The 20,814-nt window shown below is 51.8% G+C and carries 26 protein-coding genes; 19 read left to right on the top strand and 7 right to left on the bottom strand.

Annotation, left to right across the window (positions count from 1 at the left end; genetic code table 11):
• Positions 1-108 precede the first annotated feature (108 nt).
• Together OR1_RS16675 and OR1_RS22145 are read left to right on the top strand one after the other, a co-directional pair.
• Positions 109-657, top strand: coding sequence for a hypothetical protein (locus OR1_RS16675; protein ID WP_041973256.1), 549 nt, complete (start codon positions 109-111; stop codon positions 655-657).
• 239 nt (positions 658-896) lie between these two features.
• Positions 897-1,151 carry a hypothetical protein gene (locus tag OR1_RS22145; protein WP_152609943.1) on the top strand — a complete coding sequence of 85 codons (255 nt, stop codon included), beginning with the start codon at positions 897-899 and terminating at the stop codon, positions 1,149-1,151.
• 47 nt (positions 1,152-1,198) lie between these two features.
• On the opposite strand, the gene OR1_RS16670 is transcribed toward OR1_RS22145, so the two are convergent.
• Complete coding sequence (locus tag OR1_RS16670) at positions 1,199-1,513, bottom strand: type II toxin-antitoxin system RelE/ParE family toxin (RefSeq protein ID WP_041973253.1); 315 nt, start codon at positions 1,511-1,513, stop codon at positions 1,199-1,201.
• The gene (locus OR1_RS16665; protein WP_041973251.1) at positions 1,497-1,775 is read right to left on the bottom strand and encodes a type II toxin-antitoxin system Phd/YefM family antitoxin; all 279 of its coding nucleotides are present in this window, start codon (positions 1,773-1,775) and stop codon (positions 1,497-1,499) included. The genes OR1_RS16670 and OR1_RS16665 overlap by 17 nt, the downstream gene beginning before the upstream one ends.
• A gap of 139 nt (positions 1,776-1,914) precedes the next feature.
• Here OR1_RS16665 and OR1_RS16660 point away from each other — a divergent pair, with 139 nt between their 5' ends.
• From OR1_RS16660 to OR1_RS16650, 3 genes are read left to right on the top strand one after another with little or no spacing between them, the layout of a single operon-like run.
• Positions 1,915-2,832, top strand: coding sequence for an ROK family protein (locus OR1_RS16660; RefSeq protein WP_041973248.1), 918 nt, complete (start codon positions 1,915-1,917; stop codon positions 2,830-2,832).
• Positions 2,833-2,849: 17 nt separating this feature from the next.
• Positions 2,850-3,608, top strand: coding sequence for a hypothetical protein (locus OR1_RS21055; protein ID WP_052440561.1), 759 nt, complete (start codon positions 2,850-2,852; stop codon positions 3,606-3,608).
• Positions 3,605-3,859, top strand: a complete 255-nt coding sequence (locus OR1_RS16650; protein WP_041973245.1) for a GIY-YIG nuclease family protein — start codon at positions 3,605-3,607, stop codon at positions 3,857-3,859. The genes OR1_RS21055 and OR1_RS16650 overlap by 4 nt, the downstream gene beginning before the upstream one ends.
• Here the strand turns inward: OR1_RS16650 and OR1_RS16645 are convergent.
• Positions 3,839-4,333: a glutathione peroxidase gene (locus tag OR1_RS16645; protein ID WP_041973242.1), complete on the bottom strand. Its 495-nt coding sequence runs from the start codon at positions 4,331-4,333 to the stop codon at positions 3,839-3,841. The genes OR1_RS16650 and OR1_RS16645 overlap by 21 nt on opposite strands.
• Positions 4,334-4,347: 14 nt before the next feature.
• Positions 4,348-4,971: a heme-binding protein gene (locus tag OR1_RS16640; protein ID WP_041973239.1), complete on the bottom strand. Its 624-nt coding sequence runs from the start codon at positions 4,969-4,971 to the stop codon at positions 4,348-4,350.
• Positions 4,972-5,379: 408 nt separating this feature from the next.
• On the opposite strand from OR1_RS16640, the gene OR1_RS16635 reads away from it, so the two are divergent.
• The 8 genes from OR1_RS16635 to OR1_RS16600 all read left to right on the top strand — a co-directional run bounded on the left by OR1_RS16635 (position 5,380) and on the right by OR1_RS16600 (position 13,635).
• Positions 5,380-5,742 carry a nucleotide pyrophosphohydrolase gene (locus OR1_RS16635; RefSeq protein WP_041973236.1) on the top strand — a complete coding sequence of 121 codons (363 nt, stop codon included), beginning with the start codon at positions 5,380-5,382 and terminating at the stop codon, positions 5,740-5,742.
• Between the two features lie 28 nt (positions 5,743-5,770).
• Entirely contained in the window at positions 5,771-8,176 is a 2,406-nt protein-coding gene (locus tag OR1_RS16630; protein WP_041973233.1) for a DNA/RNA helicase domain-containing protein, read from the top strand.
• Between the two features lie 289 nt (positions 8,177-8,465).
• The gene (locus OR1_RS16625; protein WP_041973230.1) at positions 8,466-9,245 is read left to right on the top strand and encodes a four helix bundle suffix domain-containing protein; all 780 of its coding nucleotides are present in this window, start codon (positions 8,466-8,468) and stop codon (positions 9,243-9,245) included.
• Between the two features lie 117 nt (positions 9,246-9,362).
• The gene (locus OR1_RS16620) at positions 9,363-9,545 is read left to right on the top strand and encodes a hypothetical protein (protein ID WP_041973227.1); all 183 of its coding nucleotides are present in this window, start codon (positions 9,363-9,365) and stop codon (positions 9,543-9,545) included.
• A 284-nt stretch (positions 9,546-9,829) separates the two neighbouring features.
• The gene (locus OR1_RS16615; RefSeq protein ID WP_041973223.1) at positions 9,830-10,207 is read left to right on the top strand and encodes an HIT domain-containing protein; all 378 of its coding nucleotides are present in this window, start codon (positions 9,830-9,832) and stop codon (positions 10,205-10,207) included.
• A gap of 226 nt (positions 10,208-10,433) precedes the next feature.
• Positions 10,434-11,033: an arylesterase gene (locus OR1_RS16610; RefSeq protein ID WP_041973219.1), complete on the top strand. Its 600-nt coding sequence runs from the start codon at positions 10,434-10,436 to the stop codon at positions 11,031-11,033.
• A 431-nt stretch (positions 11,034-11,464) separates the two neighbouring features.
• Positions 11,465-11,677, top strand: coding sequence for a hypothetical protein (locus tag OR1_RS16605; protein WP_041973218.1), 213 nt, complete (start codon positions 11,465-11,467; stop codon positions 11,675-11,677).
• 35 nt (positions 11,678-11,712) lie between these two features.
• Positions 11,713-13,635, top strand: a complete 1,923-nt coding sequence (locus OR1_RS16600; protein ID WP_041973215.1) for a UvrD-helicase domain-containing protein — start codon at positions 11,713-11,715, stop codon at positions 13,633-13,635.
• Between the two features lie 82 nt (positions 13,636-13,717).
• Here the strand turns inward: OR1_RS16600 and OR1_RS16595 are convergent, their stop codons facing one another.
• Complete coding sequence (locus tag OR1_RS16595; protein ID WP_237754333.1) at positions 13,718-14,257, bottom strand: thermonuclease family protein; 540 nt, start codon at positions 14,255-14,257, stop codon at positions 13,718-13,720.
• A gap of 580 nt (positions 14,258-14,837) precedes the next feature.
• Between OR1_RS16595 and OR1_RS16590 the strand changes: the two genes are divergently transcribed.
• Together OR1_RS16590 and OR1_RS16585 are read left to right on the top strand one after the other, a co-directional pair.
• Positions 14,838-15,167: a c-type cytochrome gene (locus OR1_RS16590; protein WP_041973209.1), complete on the top strand. Its 330-nt coding sequence runs from the start codon at positions 14,838-14,840 to the stop codon at positions 15,165-15,167.
• 39 nt (positions 15,168-15,206) lie between these two features.
• A complete protein-coding gene (locus OR1_RS16585; RefSeq protein WP_041973206.1) occupies positions 15,207-15,536 on the top strand; it encodes a c(7)-type cytochrome triheme domain-containing protein in 330 nt (109 codons plus the stop codon).
• A 90-nt stretch (positions 15,537-15,626) separates the two neighbouring features.
• Here the strand turns inward: OR1_RS16585 and OR1_RS16580 are convergent, their stop codons facing one another.
• Both OR1_RS16580 and OR1_RS16575 read right to left on the bottom strand, forming a co-directional pair.
• On the bottom strand, positions 15,627-16,310 hold the full coding sequence (locus OR1_RS16580; RefSeq protein WP_041973203.1) for an HAD family hydrolase: 684 nt from the start codon (positions 16,308-16,310) through the stop codon (positions 15,627-15,629).
• Positions 16,311-16,361: 51 nt separating this feature from the next.
• A complete protein-coding gene (locus tag OR1_RS16575) occupies positions 16,362-16,997 on the bottom strand; it encodes a PAS domain-containing protein (RefSeq protein WP_041973201.1) in 636 nt (211 codons plus the stop codon).
• Between the two features lie 300 nt (positions 16,998-17,297).
• On the opposite strand from OR1_RS16575, the gene OR1_RS16570 reads away from it, so the two are divergent.
• From OR1_RS16570 to OR1_RS16555, 4 genes are all read left to right on the top strand, one after another.
• A complete protein-coding gene (locus OR1_RS16570) occupies positions 17,298-18,479 on the top strand; it encodes an HD-GYP domain-containing protein (protein WP_041973199.1) in 1,182 nt (393 codons plus the stop codon).
• A 155-nt stretch (positions 18,480-18,634) separates the two neighbouring features.
• Positions 18,635-18,982: a hypothetical protein gene (locus OR1_RS16565; RefSeq protein ID WP_041973196.1), complete on the top strand. Its 348-nt coding sequence runs from the start codon at positions 18,635-18,637 to the stop codon at positions 18,980-18,982.
• A gap of 148 nt (positions 18,983-19,130) precedes the next feature.
• The gene (locus tag OR1_RS16560) at positions 19,131-20,171 is read left to right on the top strand and encodes a cytochrome-c peroxidase (protein ID WP_041973194.1); all 1,041 of its coding nucleotides are present in this window, start codon (positions 19,131-19,133) and stop codon (positions 20,169-20,171) included.
• A 259-nt stretch (positions 20,172-20,430) separates the two neighbouring features.
• Positions 20,431-20,790, top strand: coding sequence for a hypothetical protein (locus OR1_RS16555; RefSeq protein ID WP_041973192.1), 360 nt, complete (start codon positions 20,431-20,433; stop codon positions 20,788-20,790).
• Positions 20,791-20,814: the final 24 nt, after the last annotated feature.

Raw genomic sequence — 20,814 nt, 5'->3', positions numbered from 1 at the left:
AACATGTATTGGGATGTAATTGTATCGGTTAGTGGGTGTTTCAGTGGCAACGTTTTAGATAAACTGGAAGTATATAAAACCACAACGAATTGACGTAAAGGCATATAAATGAAACTGTTTGTATTGAGTTCAGTGCTATTGTTGATTATGTGCAGCCTTTCTTTTGCTGATGATACAACTTCAATTAGAGAAGTTGTCAATGCGTATATTAAGTACGATATGAATGGAGAAAGGCTCAGCACAGAACGAGCAAAAAACATATATAGCATTGTTTACGACAATTCTTCAGAAGCTGCATGGGATTATTCAGTATTGGTAACTGGATACAAAATAACCAAAATCAAAACAAAAGGTAAAACTGCTGAAGTTATAGTAATATTTAAGAATGCGTGGAAAGAACGTAGGTTGTTTGATGTTTCGCATGTTTCAGACGAAACTATCACAATAAACCTAATCAAAATTAAAAATAAATGGAAGATTGCAGAATCTTCTTACACTCCCCATGTGTCTGCAAATATTTTGCTAGATTATTACATTGATGCAATAAAAGAAGATGCTGCACAAGCTGGAAAAGAGTGGGTAGCATACACTCAAAATAGAATTAAAAATATTGAAGCATACCGTAAATTGTATAAATATTCTGGGGAACAAGATTAAAGAGATTGATGGTGTCAAACGTTTTCGGACCCCGGTTTGATTCCCAAAAGCGAAATCGAACCGGGGCTACCCGACTTGATATTTGATGAGAGACCTGATATAAATATATTCGACGTGAATTTAGCTAATTACACCTCTCAGTCGATGAGGCCGTTTTTCCTGAGAGCTTTCTTAACAGTTTTGCCGTCTATCTTGAGAATTACTGATATTCGATATACATTCATACCAAGCTCGTAAAGTTGCACAATCTTTTCAGCCAGTTGCATGTGCAAAGGAGCTTCGACTTCGGTAGTGAGTGGGACACTCAACAGCACCTCAGCTTCGGTACGAATGCGCGGTTGTTGGGTCCACCAGCCTTTGCCAAGGCTTCGGCTGGCACGCCATCAGGCTTGCCGGCCGGAGCCTTTGTTTTTGAGGCTGCCCGGTTAACGCGCCACGGCTTGGCTGAGGTGGTGCTGTATCTCTTTGAATCAAGAGGGCTGGATAAAACATGATCGCCATCTCCCCTGAACTGCGCGAAGCGGCCTTATTCCGCCATCACCTAACTCTCGAAGCAGGATGAGTCGAGCAGACGGGTGCCGTGGATGATGCGCAGGATGTAGACCGTCTTGCCGGTAATACGGAAGATGGTGCGGTAGGCGCCATGCAGCAGATGGCGATAGGAGGTGCCGAGCTGTTCGTTTTCAGGGATTAGCGGGCAGCGCTCGGGAAGCTGCTCAAGCGTGTCTATCTGCTCCTCCAGTTGTATGATGAAGGCTGTGGCGTTTCCCGGGCTGTCGTCGGCGATGTAGGTCCAGATCTCCTCGACATCTCGCTCGGCAGCCGCGGTAATTTCGACGTTATATGTTCCGCGCATTCTTGAACTCTGTCAGAAAGGCGCGGGCCGAGCGAGTCTGGCCGCTCGCCACTTGTGTTTCTGCTTCGGAGATCAAGCGGGCGAGGTTCATCGCCTTCAGCTGCTTTTCGTAGACTTTGGCATCGATAATGACCGAATCGGCCCGGCCATTGACCGTAAGCACAGTAGGCCGTCCGGACTTGTGAACGTGATCAAGAATTTCCCGGGTATGACGTTTAAGGTCGGTAACTGAGCGAATGTCTTCTGCGAGACTGATGGACATGGAATACCTCTCATTTAATGCTTTATTGAGCACTACATTAAACACTAAATAGCAATCTGTCAAAATGATTTTTACTGCTCACAGAATACCTGATTCCAAGTTTTTGCAGGTGCGGAGAGGCAGGCAGAGGGATAGCGACATGACTGATTCAGCACGAGACAGAGGGGTTGCCATCGGCATCGACCTGGGCGGGACCAAGATCGAGATGATCCTGATCTCACCGGATGGTGCGGTGCTCTTCCGCGAACGGATGCCCACGCCACGAGAGGAAGGTTACCGAGCCATCCTGGCGGCTGTTGCCGGTATGGTCGATCATGCGGTTGCACAGCTCGGCCCGGATGAAACCTTTACCGTAGGGGTGGGTATCCCCGGCTCGCTTGACGATAATACCGGTCTCGTTCGCAACGCAAACTCTACCTGCCTCATCGGCAAACCGCTCAAGACAGATCTGGAACTAATGCTCGGTCATCCAGTACAGGTCAGGAACGATGCCGACTGCTTCACTCTCGCCGAGTGTGTAAGCGGGGCAGGTCAGGGGTATGGTCTGGTCTTCGGGGTGATCATGGGGACCGGGTGCGGCGGCGGGATATGTTACAATGGAGTCGTACGCGAAGGACCACACCGGATCTCCGGTGAGTGGGGACATTACTCCGTAGATCCGCAAGGTGCTGAATGTTATTGCGGCAACCGTGGATGCGTTGAAACTCTCATCAGCGGTTCCGGTGTGGAGAATGCCTACTGCCGCGAGCATGACATGCGTTTATCAATGGATCAGATCGTAATCAAGGCACGTTCTGGCGATCCCCGCTGCAGTATGGCCTTTGAACGGTTCCTGGATGACTTCGGGCGCTGTCTCGGGGGACTGATCTCCACGCTCGATCCCGATGCTGTTGTGCTGGGAGGGGGACTCTCGAATATTGACGAGATCTTCACAGTCGGCATCGACCGGGTGCGGCACTATGCCTTCCACAACGATCTCCGCACCCCGATCCTGAAAAACCGGTTGGGAGATTCTGCGGGAGTTTTCGGTGCTGCGTGGATCGGCCGCAACCCTTGATTATAAGGAGGACGAATATGCGTCACCTGAAAACCATAGTGCGAACTGCACTTGCTGCCGGACTGCTCACAGCCATGCTCTCTTCGGTTTGCCAGGCTGAGGAAGCGGCTTCCGGCCAACTGAATCGTATCGTGGCAGCGGTTTTTGCTGCCTACGGAGGGGAACAGGAGGTCGCAAAGGTAAGGTCCGTGGTTGCCAAGGGGAGTATTGTTGACTTCATGAAGGACAAACAGGGAGCATATGCCCGTTACTATGCGCGACCGCAGAAACTCCGGATCGAGATCATGCCTGACCAGGGAGGCGAAGTGCGGGTGCTCGACGGCATGCGGGGGTGGCAGGGGAGCACAGAAGCGCTCAGGGAGGCCAGACCGGTAACCATCCAGTCAATGCACTACCAGTACGGTTATCTCGACCTGCCGATGGGGCTTGCCGACAGGAGCTATGGCGTCAGCTACCAGGGGCGGAAAGAGTATCAGGGGAAACCATACGACCTGCTGCATGTTGAGGTGAAGGGGGCTCCGCAGCTCCGGGTCTTCATCGATCCGGAAACACACCTGATCGCGCGGGTTGCGGCGGATTTCAACATGGGGATGGGCTCCAGTGAACTTTCCACCGTATATGAGGATTTCAGGCGGGTCGGCAAGGTGCTGTTCCCGCACCGTTTGGTCAATTATGCCGGCAATATGAAGCTTTCGGTCATTTCTTTATCTGAACTGCAGGTCAATAGTGATATCCCCAAAGAGATGTTTGCACCTGGGATGGGTACATATCAATGAAATGGCAAGTCTATATCATCCTCTGTTCGGACAACACACTCTATACGGGGATTACAACGGATATTGAGAAGAGGTTCCACCAACATGAGACCGAAAAAGGAGCCAAGTATTTTCGTGGGCGGCAGCCTTTGAAAGTGGTTTATCTCGAAAAGGACCATACCCGCTCTTCAGCGGCCAGGCGAGAATCCCGGATCAAGGCTATGAATCGAACAGACAAGGGGCTTCTCGTATCACAGGTCAACAGGGCATAGCGCCGCTTCGATATCCTTTTCCAGGCTTTCCGGCGCGGTCGCTGGTGCGTACCGCTCAAGTACCGTGCCGTGGCGATCGACAAGGAACTTGGTGAAATTCCATTTGATCGCCTCACTCCCCAGCACCCCTTTCGCGGCAGACTTCAGATACTGAAACAGCGGTGCGGCATCGGAGCCGTTGACATCGATCTTGGCGAACAGGGGGAATGTCACGTCATAGGTGAGCGAACAGAAGTTTTGTATTTCTGCAATATCGCCCGGTTCCTGCGCGCCAAACTGATTGCAGGGGAACCCGAGCACGACAAACCCCTGGGAGGCGTACTTTCGGTACAGCGCTTCAAGCCCCTGGTACTGCGGGGTAAAGCCGCACTTGCTGGCTGTGTTGACGATCAGCATGACCTGACCGCGGTATTCGGCCATACTTTTGAACTCCCCGCTGGCAGTTTGCACCTGAAAATCATATATGTCGGGCATGGTGGCGCTCCTGGTCATGACGCTGGACGTTTAACTACAGGTATCAATATCTCATTGCGGCGCAGAAACCATAGTGTAAATGGCGGATTGTAGCGGGCCCACACTGGTTCGCCACTGATCTCGAATCCGTTTTCACCAATCCAGTTTTCCAGTCGTTGCTTATAGTCGAGGTAGTTCTTCTCGCTCCATGTTCCGGAATAACGAACAGCAGCCATACGTCGGGCCGGCACCTGGCGAAGGGTTATGCTGCTGTCGTCAGGAACAGGCAGCGTTGCCAGAGTATAGCTGGCCGGCATCATGAAGCTGACAGCCCATTTCCCCGCTGACGCTTGCTGACTCACCGGAGCAGTCATGGTGATCTTTTCCCCGGATGACTCCTGAGATACCGGGGCCGTCATGGCAATGGAACTGCGGGAGCGATTGGCACCGGATATGTAGTTGAAGAGCCGCCTGAAGGCCTTGTTGCCGGCATCTTCAAGAGTGCCGTCAACCAGTGTCTCGGCAAGGATGTGCGGCTCGTAGTCCCGCACCTCGAATATTCCGGACGCTTTAATCACGGTGTAGGGTGTCTCTTCAATTGCCATTGCCCGTGCTCCAGTAAGAAGCGTTACCACCAGCAGTAGCCATACAGGTTTCACAGGCTCTCCTACATTCAGATGGTGATTAGACTTCTCAATTCAATTTGGCTCGCGGTTGTGAAGTAATTAACCCTTCTATTAGCTTTGCTCTTTTTCATGAAATTGCAAGATGCAATTTGTGGTGGCCACTATGTCCTGAGAGCTTTTCTCTAGTTTTTGTTGATGAGCAGTTGGCATGGCCTTATCGGCCCATTGTAACGGCGCATTTATCTGCAGGGGAAGGGGGGTCATATTCGAGCTTTCCATTGACAGGTGCGGGCTCAGGGGTGTATTAAGCTGATATCATTGTACTGTATTGTGATTGGAGGCATAGTTCCTCATGAATGCTTTAAGAAGTAGCAGATAATGGCCGCGTGTGGCGCAAAGACGCCGCAGGCGGCTTTTTTACGTATTGTTCAAGGATTATATATGATCGATGATAAATCTCTTCAAGATCTGATGATGAGAGTAAAAGCTTTCTGCGAAGCCCGTGACTGGGACCAGTTCCACGGCCCCAAGGATCTGGCCATCGGGGTCATTACCGAGGCATCAGAGCTTCTGGAGCATTTCCGCTTTCAGTCGGACGAGCAGGCACTGGCCCTATTAAACGACCCGCACATCAGGGAGGAGATCGAGGATGAACTTGCTGATGTCCTCTTTTTCCTGCTAAGGTTTTCCCAACGGTTCGAGGTCGATCTGGCGGCGGCCCTGCACAGGAAGATCGCGAAGAGCGAACGAAAATATCCCATCGAGAAGGCAAAAGGGAAAAACACGAAGTACACGAAGCTGTAAGTAAAATTCTCAATCTCAGGGGCAGCGCTTGATCGTCTATTCCGCCACCAAAGCCAGGTTTCAAGAAGACGTCATGACAAATGATATCGACGGTATCATTCTCGGTGCCTTCGAATCTGCTACTGGAAAGACAACTGGCAAGCCGGAGATCCAATCTTGGAAGAACTCGCTGGAGTACATGGAGCGGGTTCTGAGAGACGACGACATTCCCCACGACGCTGGCGTCGCCATCGAGTACCACCTTCCGCAAACATCCAAACGCATCGATTTCATCCTTACCGGCCGGGACAGGGACCGGTGCGAAGCGGCCATCCTGGTTGAACTGAAGCAGTGGCAGAAGGCTGAGCTTACCCAGAGCGACGCTGTCGTCATCACCCGCTTCAAACACGGCCCTGTCGAAACCCTTCACCCATCGTACCAGGCCTGGTCCTATAAACGCCTCCTTGAAGATTTCAACCAGACCGTCCAGGAAGAGCATATCGGTTTGTACCCTTGCGCCTACCTGCACAACTATGAAGATGACGGGGTAATCACTAACCAGTTCTATAGTGACCACATCAAGCGGGCACCAATCTTCCTCAAGCCCGACGCTCTGAAACTGCAGCAGTTCATCAAGACCCACGTCAGGTACGGAGACACGACCCGGATCATGTACCGGATCGAGCACGGCAAGATCAAGCCATCCAAGAATCTGGCCGACGAGTTGGCGTCAATGCTGCGCGGCAACCGGGAATTTGTCCTGATCGACGACCAGAAGGTGGTGTTCGAAAAGGCGAAAATGCTGGCGAAGAAGACTTCCGAGCGGGACAAAAAAGTCCTGATCGTTGAGGGTGGGCCGGGCACCGGCAAGTCGGTCCTGGCGATCAATCTCCTGGTGGCGCTCACAGAGCAGGAACACGTCGTTCAGTATGTCACCCGCAACTCGGCCCCTCGACTCGTCTACGAGGCCAAGCTCACCGGTCATTTCAAGAAAACTCACATTTCCAATATGTTCTCCGGTTCTGGCTCTTACCATGCGGTTCCACCCAACACATACGGTTGCCTCATAGTGGACGAGGCGCACCGGCTGAACGAGAAGTCCGGCATGTTCAGCCACCTGGGGGAGAACCAGATCAAGGAGATCATCAGCGCCAGCAGGCTGAGCGTGTTTTTCATCGACGAAGACCAGAAGGTGACCCTGAAGGATATCGGCGACAAGGAGACGATCCGCACCTGGGCAAGGAAACTCGGGGCAGAGGTGGTAGAAGTGAGCCTGGAATCCCAGTTCCGCTGCAACGGCTCTAACGGCTACCTGGCATGGCTCGACAACACCCTGCAGATCCGGGAGACGGCCAACGAAATGCTTGATACCCGTGAGTATGACTTCCGCATCGTCGACAGCCCGGCAGAACTACACGACCTGATTCGTACCAAGAACAAGAGAAACAATAAGGCCCGGATGGTGGCCGGCTACTGTTGGGACTGGATCAGCAAGAAAACGCCGCTGCTGAAGGACATCGTCATCGGCGACTACAAGTCGACATGGAACCTGGAGACGGACGGCCAGGCCTGGATCATCAAGCCCGAATCTGTCAGCGAAGTGGGCTGCATCCATACCTGCCAGGGGCTGGAGGTTGACTACATCGGCGTCATCGTCGGGCCGGACCTCGTTGTGCGCGACGGCAACGTGCTGTCCCGGCCGGCCGAGCGGTCGCGCATGGACAAGTCGATCCAGGGGTGGAAGAAGCTGGTCAAGGACGATGTCGAGGTTGGCCAGGCGCGGCTTGACGCTATCATCAAGAATACTTACCGGACCCTCATGACCCGTGGCCAGAAGGGGTGTTACGTCTATTTTGTCGATGAGGAAACACGCTGCTTCTTCGCCGAGCGGATGCAGACCGGCCCGGAAGCGGAGACGCTCACCGAGAAGCCGGTGATGCCGGCACATGAAGAGGTTGCAGCGGTCATGCCGTTCCGCCTTCTGGAGTCGAAGGTTGCGCGGCCGTATGAGAACTGCGTGCCCCTCTACGACCTCAAGATCGCCGCTGGTGGGTTCAGTGACGAGCAGCAGATTGGCGACTGCGAGTGGGTGGAACTGCCGGAAGAATTCCGACCACGGAGGGGGCTATTCGTGGCCCAGGTGGTGGGGGAGTCGATGAACCGGCGCATTCCGAACGGGTCATGGTGTCTGTTCCGCAACGCTACGGCCGGCTCACGGAACGGCAAGGTTGTTCTTGCTTCGCACCGGGAGATTGATGATACCGACACCAGCGGCCATTACACCGTGAAGATCTATGAGAGTACGAAGGAGAATCTCGTTGATGGTACGTGGCGTCACTCGTCGATCATGCTGCGGCCGGACAGTTACCTGCCTGGGTACGAGTCGATTGTCTTGAGCGAGGAGCAGGCAGAGGACTTACGGGTGGTTGGCGAGTTGGTGGCGGTGCTGGGGTAAGATGTTTGAGGATAATCGGCGGGGTGGGTGATTCTTACGGTTCCGGGGACATGATACTTAATTGCGAAATTATCCGGTAAATAATTCTAGGGGCAGTATATTTAACTCATGTCAACTATTTCATGTGCGGAACAAGGTTACGTTAAATCGCCTCCCACAACCGCGCTCCCGGCGCGACGTAGTCTGACGCGACCAAGCGCAAGGCCCCGCCCAAACCACCCAAATCCACCTCGCCGATACCATCGTCGAGCAGGCCGTGGCTTAGTTATGACCGGGGGGGATTGCTGATATGACAACAGGCTTTATCCCTCAGCATGGCGGTTTCCGCAAGCTGCGCAGCTTTCAGACGGCCCAGCTTGCCTATGACGGTACGGTGATCTTCTGCGACCGCTTTATCGACAAGCGCTCCCGCACCAATGACCAGATGGTGCAGGCGGCCCGGAGCGGCGTGCAGAACATCGCCGAGGGGAGTCTGGCTTCGGCCACTTCCAAGGAAACCGAGGTGAAACTGACCAATGTGGCCCGCGCCAGTCTGGGTGAGCTGCTGCTCGACTATGAGGATTTTCTCCGCCAGCGAGGTTTGTGCCAGTGGGGGATGGATGCGCCGGAGGCGAAAAGAGTCAGGAGTCTTTATTTGTCGGACAAGTCTGACTTGCCTTATAAGTCGGACCGGTCTGACCGGTCTGACTCGGCAGACAATAAGGCTTGTAAGTCCGACATCTACGCCTTTCGCACCGCCTCGGCCGAGGTGGTTGCCAACACCCTTATCTGCCTGATCAACCAGGCGAGCAGCCTGCTCAGCAGGCAGATCAGGCAACTGGAACAGGAGTTCCTCGCTCAAGGCGGCTTGCGTGAGCGGATGACCAGAGCCAGGCTGGAAGTCAGGGAGGCATTGTCGGACGGGTCGGACAAGTCGGACTTGTCTGATAAAAAAGAAACCCCAAGCTGCCCGAAGTGCGCTAAGCCGATGCGGCAGCGTACTGCCAAGACCGGATCCCACGCAGGCGAGTCTTTCTGGGGCTGCACCGGGTATCCGGAGTGCACCGGGATCAGAAGCATTGAGCAATGACGGATCTCATCACCTCCATCAATCAATTTGCCTCCATCAGGGATTTGGGGGGCATCATACGGAATTCACCAAATCCTGGCAGGCCATCATCAACAAAATGAAAAAGGAGTGTTATCCATGGCGATGACCGTAGAAATCAAAGGCAACAAACTCTGCATAGAAATAGATCTGGAGAAACCAACACCATCAGCTTCCGGCAAGACTCTGGTCGTCGCCAGCACACGGGGAAACGCCGTCTCCGAGGTCATGGTTGACGGCAAGCCGGTTACCATCGGCCTGAACGCCTATATCAAGCCGTGAAATTGCCGGATCAGGCTTCCACGTGCTTACAGCTATTCGGAATTTCCGGATAACTGCCGCTGATAGCAAAAACTGGGGAAGTTGCTTTTACCGGCCACGAACTCAAGCTGATTTCAGTTGTTGCATTTTTTGCACGAACTCACAGGAGTTTCCCATGTCACGCCAATCTCCCGGCGCCGGGCGTCATCCTCAGGGACATCATGGAAGACCTGGAGAGCGCCCTTGAGCAGCTGAAACTGATCTCAGAAGATCTTGGAGATCCTGACATAGTGGAGGGATGAGATATGGGGGAAAAGGGCATTACCAGGGACAGGGCAGGTTTAGCATCCACCTGTGAATTCTATTGCGAAAAGATCCTGAAAGGCTTGCTGGACGTGCCGGTGTACTTCGAGAACGACCAAGTCTTTGCCTTTCACCACACTAATCCCATCTGGGAAAACCATGTTGTCCTGCTCCCCAAGCGGCACATCGAATCCCTCATCACCCTGGAAGAGGCCGACAACGATCTGCTCCTGGAGCTGATGCGGACGGCCAAAATGATCGCCAGCGACTTCATGGTGCGCTGCGGGGCAGCTCGCGTCTACACCAACCTTGGGGAGTACCAGTCCTCCAAGCATCTCCACTGGCACATCGGCTGCGGCAAGCAGCTGCGCCCGTACTGAGTCTAATTCGTTGAGAGGGCGCTGGGGACAGGTCAGACTTTCGGACATTTCATTGCGCCAGACCGGATACAGAATTACGGGGATATCATTCGTAATTCTGGCAACTAAATAAAAAAGGGGTGTCAACCATGGCGGTGCCCGTAGAAATCAAAGGCATATTACTGTTCTTCTGGAGCATGATTTGGTCTGGCGGGAGTGTGTCGGCGATTGGTAAGGTTTCAGGCTGATGAATCGGATACTGACCTTCATGATGTTGATCCTGCTTTGCTCCTGCAGCAGGACTCCTCAATTGCAGAGGCTTCCTTCCGATGCTGTGGTGTTGGCCTTTGGAGACAGCATCACCTTTGGGACAGGGGTTCCTGATTCTGAGAGCTATCCGAACGTTCTTGAGAAACTGATTGGAAGACGCGTTGTGAATGCCGGTGTCCCCGGAGAGGTGACTGCGGAGGGGAAGGCCAGGCTTCCCGTTCTTTTCGACCAGCATAACCCTGCGTTGATTCTTCTTTGCCTTGGGGGCAACGACTTTCTGCGGCATGAGGATGAAAAGAGAACGCTGGAAAACCTCAGGGAGATGCTGTCCCTTGCTCGGAGCCGTGGCATCGGGGTTTTGCTGATAGGGGTTCCAATGCTTGGTTTCGGTCTTGATGTCCCGAAGTTTTACCGGGAACTTGCCAGGGAGTTCACTATTCCCCTTGAAGACAAGGCATTGAAGCATATTCTCTCAAACGAGAGTCTGAAATCCGATCCCATTCACCCCAATGCCATGGGGTACCGGATCCTGGCCGAAAAGGTCGCTGAGATACTGCGTAAATCCGGAGCCATCTGAAACAGACCGTGAAATATTCACAGGCATAAACAACAATCAGGGCCGGGTTGTAACCAGTAATTTATCTGCACTATCGAACAAGTATTTGTGATATTATATATATGAAGGATGAGAATAAAAATTCCTTCCTTCCTTTCTTTTTTGCCCCGGTGTTGGCCCTCCTGACATCGGGGATTTTTTTTGCTCCGTGGCAGATTGAAGTAGCCCCTTACTCATAGATGGGTGGCTTTTTTCTCGAAAATATGAGATAGGTAGAAAAACTGAGATAACAATCCAATGCAGTACACGGTAGTCTATAAAGCCCTGAGAACCAGGGTTTTTCTTTTTGATGACAAGAAGTATCCCGATCCGGTGTCATACAGGCCCGGGAAGGGGCTCGAAAGCGTTGCAAGCATTAATAAGGCCGAAAACGGCAGAAAGTTGGAATTTTGATGATTGATGAAATAAAGGGCATGAACGGCAGGGCAGTTATGACCAACATCCGTAATACTGGTTTAAGCGTCATGGGGTGGTGCCGTAAAAACGACGTCAGTTACGAGACTACCTTGGCCATGCTTCAGGGGCATTCACTGAAAAATGATACCAATAATCCCTATGATATTCTTAACAAGCTGAAATCCGAAGGGCATTATGTCGCGCTCTGACCGGGTACAGTAGAATACCTGACGGCTTGCCTCTTATGATTGAAAACCCCCAATTTGACATAGTCATCCAGGAACAGCAGCGCCTGTCCGAACTGCTTTCCTCAATAGAGGAGACTGCCAGGCAAAACAAGGCGAAGATCGCCAATCATGATGCCTACACTGCTGAACTGGAGAAGGCGCGCCTTGAGTCGGTGAGCTGGCGTGAAAAGAACTCATTGACGTTTAAGCTCGTTGAGAATGACAAATTCGATCCCGCCAAATATCTCACTTCCTTCCAGATGGTCGATAGCCCGTACTTCGGGGTTGTCGGCATCAACGATACCGACAAGAGGATCGGCGCAAAAGAATATCTCATCGGGAAGCAAGGGTTTGTATCGCATGACAACCGGGCATTGATAGTGGACTGGAGAAAGGCCCCGATCTCACGCTTTTTCTATGACTACGAAGTCGGGGAGGAATACCTCGAAACCATTCAGGGCAAAGATCGGGAAGGGATGATAACCCGGCGTGACACGGTAGATATATTGAAACGCTCTCTTCGCCGCATCGAAAGCGGCGCAGACGTCTACGAACAAGCCGGTGACAAATGGGTAAAGAACGAAAAACAGTATCACTCGACTACTGACACCAAGGTGGCGAACCAGGACCACCGGATGGTGGATATCGTCTCGCTGATCTCTCCTGAGCAGTTCCAGATGATAACATCGGAAGCGACTGATGGCTGTACCCTGATCACTGGCGGCGCCGGCAGCGGCAAGACGGTTGTGAGTCTCCACCGCCTTTCGTGCCTGCAGTTTAATTACCCCGAAAGATTCACGCCCGACCGCTGCATGGTCCTCATGTTCAACAAGGTGCTCCGTAACTATGTCAGGCAGACTTCTTCCGAACTGCTCGGCAACACCAGGGTGGACACGTTCAGCGCCTGGGCATTGAGCGCCATCACCGCCCTGACGGGCAAGGTCATCAAACCGGTTGCGGGCGATGACCTGACCGCCCGGAAGAAATCATCCATGCTTTCCGGCCTGCTGTCCCGCTATGTTCAAGAAGTGCGGGAGCCGGACCCGATTCAGGATCTGTGGCGGTTCTATGGCCAGACCTATGTTCTGGATGCGATGTTCGGCGAAGGAAAAGAAAAGGAAACGGTTCTTGCCGATTTGCGCCGGCGTTACTCAGCCAGAAGCCAGGCGGTTTCTTTTGCCGACTTGAGTGTGTTGTTACGGCTCTGCCAGCTGCGCGAGAAAGAGGGACCGGTACGCGATGCCCTCGGCTGGTATGCCCATATCATCATCGATGAGGGCCAGGATCTTTCGCTCCTGGAGCTTGAGGCCATTCTTGCGGCAACGGATAAACAAAACAGCATAACGCTCAGCGCAGACAGCAAGCAGAAGATCCTCTCCTGGGTCGACGCGGCAGACTTCGATATTTTTCACAAAAATCTCAAAGAGGTCGGGGTGAGCAACGAGTCGCTGTCGGTTTCCTATCGCTGCCCCAGGGAGATCATGGCTCTGGCGTCAAGAATCAGCAACCGGCAGAGCGAGCAGGTTGGCAGGCATTCCGGCGTCCTTGAATACCACAGGGCAGCGGATGAGGAGAGCGCCATCATATTATTGCGCCGACTTGTGGAGAAGCTGGTGGCTGAGGATCCGAACAGCCTGACTGCCGTCATTTGCAAGAAAAAGACGGACGAGAGCATGCTCCATAATGCATTAAAAGGTGTATATGGGCTGCATCAGCCGGGTGCGTTGACTTTCGAGCCCGGAGCCCTGATCACTATTGCCCATCAGGTCAAGGGGGTAGAGTTCGCGAACGTGATTCTTTACGACCCGAATTCAAAGGACTTCAGGAACTCGGAGTTAGACCTGAATCTGCTTTATGTGTGCGTTACCCGTGCCAGCAAGCGCCTGGACATAGTTTACTGGAGGGACCTTGCCGCAGGGTTGGTGGCTGAATGCCAATAAACCTGTTACCGGATTATTCTCAAGATATGAACCGGTATGCGATGCTGCTGATAGAGTAGGGATAATAAAGGGTATATGTAACTTAAAGTAACCCTTTAATGTTTTGTATTTTCCGGAACTCCCAAGGGGGTTGCGGGTTGGATTGTTGCCAAAGACCCAGCCGTTTTAACCGGGCATTCTCTTCCAGCTTTATATATTCAGGGCTGTCCCGTTTATCCAGATACTGCCGATGTGCCCAGGCCCATCCTTCAGCAACCATCTCCAGATTGATGTTTCGTTTCCCCAGCCAAACAATTGCGATCAGTTTTTCATTTTTCCCCGTACCCATTACATCTAGTCGCACTACCTTGCCTGATAATTTGCCCAGTAGCGCTTTAGAGGCTTCTTCCCCATATGGTTGCCCTTTGGACTGAAGAGCTGAAGTTGGGTCGGTTTTATTCGCCTGGGGTGCATCTATGCCATATAAGCGGACTTTTACCTCTTTACCTGCCTTGTCCGTAACATGCACAGTGTCGCCGTCAGAAACCTTTGTAACCGTCACTTCAATGATCCGGACCGGCTCTTTTGCATAGGCGGGCATGGCGAGAAAAGTAAATAATAATGGGAGCAATAGGCGTTTCAAGACAATCTCCTTAGTCTGAATCTATGTATATAAAATCTACCAGTTTATTGGTTGCAGGCAAGGGTACAAGAAAATGTTAATGGGGCGTGAAATCCTTTGGAAGCGGTTTTATAAATAATAACACTCAAATATGTATTCATGATATTATATATATGAAGGCTGGAATAATAATTCCTTCCTTTCTTTCTTTGCCCCGGTGTTCACCCTCCTGGCACCGGGGATTTTTTTGGACGTTGTATCCGCCAATTTTGCAGAATCAAGCAATAATTGTTTCATAAGTAAAACTGCCTCAGAAATCATTCCCGCATAGGTTCTATTGCCACTTTAACTGCGAATTATATTTCCCAGTGCAAGAATAATTGCAACTTAATAATATCAAATTGTGCGGGATTCTGCCATATTTACCTGGAATTGTTGAAAATATTCAACCCAGCGCTTATGGTATGAATACTGCCTAGAGTCATTACATGCCTTGTTGATCCCTTATGCCTCGACTCAATTCGGGCAGTGATGGACTGATCATAAAGACTTTTCAAAATCCGGGCACCGCAGATTAAACAATGACAAGGAGGAGCGTGAAATGAAAAGCATTTCTATTACAACCGCAATACTGTTTTCTGTTTGCCTGTCTGCCACCGCCGGATTCTGTGGCGCAAAAGGAGAAACGATCGATGGTAAGAAAGAGTTCGAGAAGCATTGTGCAATGTGTCATCCCAATGGAGGTAACATTGTCAATGCCCAGAAACCGTTGAACATGCAATCCCTCAAGGCAAACGGAGTGAAAGGCGTCAAGGGCATCATCGCCAAGATGCGCAAGCCTGGGCCCGGAATGACCGCGTTCGACGACAAGACCATTCCCAACAAGGAAGCAAAGGCGATTGCAGAATATATCCTGAAGACATTCAAGTAGTGAAGAGATATAGCCGGGAAAAGCGAAAGGAGACATAGCATGAATAAACGGAACGTGGCATTAGGCTTGGTTATGATGGTTGCGGCGGGTGGCAATGCTTTTGCCGTCGGCGGTGGCAAGACTCTTGAATTCACCGGCAGCCCGATGGGTATGGTTGTATTCGATGGCACAGTACACAAGAATGCCGGATTGACATGCTCCGACTGTCACAACCCCGAGGTTTTCCCCAAGATGAAGAAGGGGACCGTCAAGATAACCATGAATGACCTGTATGCCGGCAAGTATTGCGGACGATGCCATGATGGTAAAAAGGCCTTCATGATCAAGGATAACTGTACCCGTTGTCACCATAAGGCAGACAGCAAATAACAGGGCAAAATTCAAGGCGATAATTTAGAACCGGAAAAACACAGATGAAGATACTGCTTAGGTTGGAGGCGGTGTGTTGTTGACCACCGCTTATCCCTGCGCTGACCACGGCAAGGGGAGCAGCTCTTCCAGTGAATCAATACGTACGGTTGCGCGTTCTACTTCCCATGACTCGCCATAACCGAATTTGCACCCGATGGATCTGACTCCGGCTGCAAACGCTGCCTCGAAATCATTGATGCTGTCACCGATCATTACAGTCGTTTCCGCCGTGGAGCCGGTACGGGACAGCGTTTCAAGCAGGGGGGCCGGAGACGGTTTGCACTCTTTCACCGCATCGCCCCCAAGGATGGTGCGGAAACTATCGGCAATCCCCAGAGACGAGAGCAACAGCTCGCAATGAGCACTGTTTTTGTTGGAGACTAGGCCCAGTGGGATGCCGGAAGAGTTAAGGGCTGCCAGCAGCTCCCTGGCGCCGGGGTAGAGGCGGGAATGAACCGCAAGATTGCTGCCGTTGTGTTCCAGGAATAACGACAGCGCCTCATTGATCCGCCCGTCATTTTCCGGCATGGTCCTGGTGACGAGATTCCTCGCTCCTTTCCCGATAGCACGCCTGACATCCTCAAGGGCAATGGGAGGCAAGCCGAAATTCCCGCGCATGAAGTTGACCGACATGGCAAGGTCTTCAAGTGAGTTGACCAGGGTACCGTCAAGGTCGAAGATTACAAGAGACGGTGGTTTGGACGCCCCCCATGGGTTAACCGGCTGAAACATTGATGAAATTCGGTCTGGTGTTGAATCTGGTTGCCAACGCATATTTTTCATCTAAGCCTTCAAGACCTTTTTCCGTTCATCGATATCCGAATGCATACCAATCATAATCTGCGGTTTATTATCGGTACCGTACTGTATTATCTGACCGGATGACTCTATCCATTTCCATTCACCCGATTTTGTTCTTAAGCGATAACAGATCCGATATTCGGATTTGCTCCCTGACAGGCATTCATTGAGTACTTTTATTGCATGGTCACGGTCATCAGGATGCAGTGATTCCTGCCACCATTCCAAAGTCGGTACCGGTTTATCCGTGTCATAACCGAGCATTGTCAAGTAGCATTTAGAAACAAATGCCTCGCCGGTTGCCAGGTTTAACTCAAAAAAACCTTGATTTGCCGCAATAAGGGCATGATTCAATCTGTTATGACTGATCTGGATCTCGTCATAACTGTTAATGAGTTCCTGGGCATATCTCAATAATAGCGTGTAAAGCAGTATTGCAGTGATTATTAAGAACAGCATTCCTTTGGCAATGGATATTCTCTTAATTGTTGCCGGGTCTTGAGTCAGAACGGATAGAATTGAATCGGAAAAATAAATCCAAAGGGTGCTGAAACAAAGATATATCAACACTATTTGAAAAACTCCGAGTTTTGCCTTTTCACTGTATGTAACGGTCACTTGCAGCTCCAAATGAATATGATGCCCAAATTGCACGGTATGTTTATAACCGTCAGTTTCTAAAAATAGCATTCCCGGAAAATTGAAGTCAATGAATATTCGTATTTAATGATTTCCTGAAGTTAGACATGAGGTTGTTGGGTTGATCTATTTGGAAAGAGTTATCTTTGCTTTCCAGGGCAAAGGGTCGGTTATCACCGTCGCTATGAGACCATTTCCCGGCAGATCCGTCAGAAGAACATCAACTTGGGATTGAACCGGCAAAGTTGCAGTTGACCGTGGAGGTGCTAGGCTAGATATATGTCGAATGAATCTTGCGAAATGGCTCTGCAACAGTTGCAGGAACTGCTCCGCCTGACCGAAACTGAGATGAGGCGGATAAGCCGCCGGCGGTTCTGCGGGAGCGAACTGTATGTGGAAGCGCTGGCAAAGGTTCTTGGCGGGAGGGGGCGACGGGGACCGGCCTGTATCATGATCCTGTTTTCCGACCGGGCGCATGGAGCGGCGCGCGGCAGGGTATTCCATCTGGTGGAACACGAACTGGTGGAGCGATCCGATCAGGTCGTGATTGACCTTGCTTCTGCTTACGGTTCCGGCATGGCCTTGACAGAGGCGGGGGAAGACGTAGTTGCGGTCAACTGGAACGAACTCTCGGCAACCATAGAGGATTTTCAGAAGCAGTTTCCAGAGGCGGTGCGTCGTTTCGTGTCCGGTCCAATCAGGAATTTCGTGACCTGCCGGATTGCCGGAGAACGGCAGGGGGTGGTCAGCGCCTTCAATTATCCCGGTAACTGTTCCACGTACGATGCCACTGTTTTAAGGGGACTGTCGGTACTTATATCTTCGTTGGTGACGCTGTCGGGTGAGTTGTGGGAAACCGAACAGGCGTTCATCTACACCATCGAGGCGCTGGCCCGCGCCTGTGAAGCGGCGGAGGAGGATACCGGCAACCATATCAAGCGGGTCAACCGTTATGCCGGCGCCTTGGCCGCCAATATGGGCGTTCCTGACCAGTTGGTCGATACAATTTCCTATTCAGCTCAGATGCATGATGTCGGGAAGATAAAAATTCCATCGGCAATCCTTTTGAAAAAAGGTCCGCTCGATCATGACGAGATGGAACTGATCCGTCAGCACCCTGCCTTTGGCGAGCAGATCCTCGGTGACTCCCAGCGTCTTCAGGTAGCGCGTGAGATTGCCATAGCCCACCACGAAAACTGGGACGGCAGCGGTTATCCCTCAGGCTTGAAGGGTGAATCGATTCCGCTTCCCGGCCGGATCGTAAAGCTGGCAGACGTGTATGATGCCTTGCGCTCCAATAGAAGCTATAAACCCGGCTACACGCACGCCGAGACCATGCGGATCTTCCATGAAGGGGATGAACGGATCAAGCCACGCAGCCATTTCGATCCTGCAGTTCTTGAGACCTTTTTCCGCATCGAGCGGATATTCGATGCCATCTACGAATCGTTACATGGCTAGTTTCAAGGTTCATTTCGTACTATCAGGAGGGCTGTAGCACGCCTCATTTAAAGGCAGATCAGCAACAACCAGGATATTTGGTAAAATATTATTGACACCATGGGTGTATGTGATAAAAAGGATCAGGTTGGTCTTGTTGACTGACTGGGGTCATTATGGCAATGCATTATCGATCAATCACTAATCTTTTCCTGCATCTGATATTTCTCCTGCTGCTGATTTCTTTTGGGCTGGATCCTGTAGCGCATCTCTTGCAAGCAGTTGCAGATTCCGGTAATGGCAAGGTTTTCACCGGTTCAGGAGTTATGTGCCTTGAATGTGAAGATACCGGCTCTGAACGAGTCGAGTCAAATGATGAATGGAGCCCGGAATATCCAATTCCCGCATCCGCATCATCGCCTGCCACGGACCAGGGAATAAGGATGCTTCTGTCTGCTGAACCCGAGCAGTATCTCCCGCTGATTATCCTTCCAATTATTTCACCACCCAAAATAGTCCGGTAACATCCCCTAAACAGGAATCCCATAGAGATTCAACCTGAAAACGGCGGTCATTAATCGCGCTAAGCGAATGCGGCTCTCGTGCGGAATGTCAGGTTTATCCGCTGATCCAGGTTCCCGGATCAGTACAAACAGGAAAAAGGAGGAAACAATGAATTGGCAAATCACGAGTGGTGTAATGGTATTGCTTCTGGCAGGAGGCGTTGCCTGGGGAAAGGACGACACAATGAGCCAGGCCAGGGCTGTATTCAAGCCGGTGCCGGAAAAGCCGCCGGTCCTGAAAAATAACGCTGCAACCCCAGCCAAAATTGAGCTGGGCAAAATGCTCTTTTTTGACCCGCGGCTGTCGTCATCAAGCCTGATAAGCTGTAATACCTGCCATAACGTCGGCCTGGGCGGGGTGGATATCCAAGAGACATCAACCGGTCACGGCTGGCAGAAAGGTCCGCGTAACGCACCGACGGTCTTGAATGCCGTGTTCAATATCGCCCAGTTCTGGGACGGCCGGGCAAAAGACCTTGAGGCCCAGGCCAAAGGGCCGGTGCAGGCGTCGGTGGAGATGAACAACAAGCCGGAACGTGTTGTGGAGACCCTCAAGAGTGTACCGGGATATCTGCCGCAATTCAATAAAGCGTTCCCCGGCGAAAAGGATCCGATAACCTTTGACAACATGGCCCGGGCCATAGAGGTGTTCGAGGCTACGCTGATAACCCCGGATTCCCGTTTTGACCGTTATTTAAAGGGCGACCGCAAAGCGCTTTCCAGCAAAGAGCATGAAGGTTTGAAACTGTTTATGGCCAAGGGATGCTCGACCTGCCACAACGGGGTCAATATCGGCGGCGCCGGGTACTTCCCCTTTGGCGTCAAAGAGAGCCCTGATGCCAATACCAGGCCGACCGAAGACTTCGGGCGCTTTAAGGTCACCAATACGGCAGCGGATAAATATGTCTTCAAATCGCCGTCACTGCGCAACATCGAGCTGACGCCCCCGTATTTCCACTCCGGCAAGGTGTGGACATTGACCGATGCGGTCAAAATCATGGGTTCCTCGCAGCTCGGAATCACCCTGAATGCCGATGAAGACGCAAAGATCGTGGCATTTCTGAAGACCCTGAACGGGAAACAGCCGCACGTCGTGTACCCGATCTTGCCGCCCAATTCGGATAGTACGCCGAAACCGTTACTGAAATAGTCAGCCTGGAAGAGGGCCGGGAAGTCCAGCCGGCCCTTATTTCAAGGCCTCGCCTCCCATTTATGGGGTTGCGGGGTCTTTTTTTTGACCAATTGTTGCAGACGATTTCAGAGTGGGGTATTTCAGACAATTGCTTAAAAGCCCTGGCCCTGCAAAGGAGAGTGGCCCTCTGGCAGTGAATTGGAGTATACTGTAAACAGGAAGAAAGGAATTGTATGGAGGGTCAGAGACGTGTGCTTTGGCCGGAAAGGAGTACGCCATGAAAGGGCTTGACGTAAGATCAGTAGTGACCGACAGCGTGACGAGCGAACATCGGTTCGTCCGGTGGTGGCGGAAAGAGAACGATTTCGTCGATTACGATCTTCTGGACCGGTTTCTGGAAAATCTGTCTCCGAACGAGGAGATCGGCGGAATCGAACTGCTCACCATGGATCAGATGTTGAACGAAGTAAAACGGATTACCGGAAACCGCCTTACCGTTACCCACCGGGAGAGCGGCGATGCGCTCAAATGGGTTCACGAGGGGAAAACGGGCGAGCAGACCAAGGAGTGTATCCTGACACCGGAGATGCTGCTCAATATCTACGATACTGAAACCCGCGGCAACCCGATTTGCTGACCGAAATACTTAATACCGCAAATG

Source organism: Geobacter sp. OR-1 (assembly GCF_000813145.1).
Classification (GTDB): domain Bacteria; phylum Desulfobacterota; class Desulfuromonadia; order Geobacterales; family DSM-12255; genus Geoanaerobacter.
Note: the sequence above shows the minus strand (reverse complement) of the source record. Positions and strands in the feature narration are given on the sequence as shown.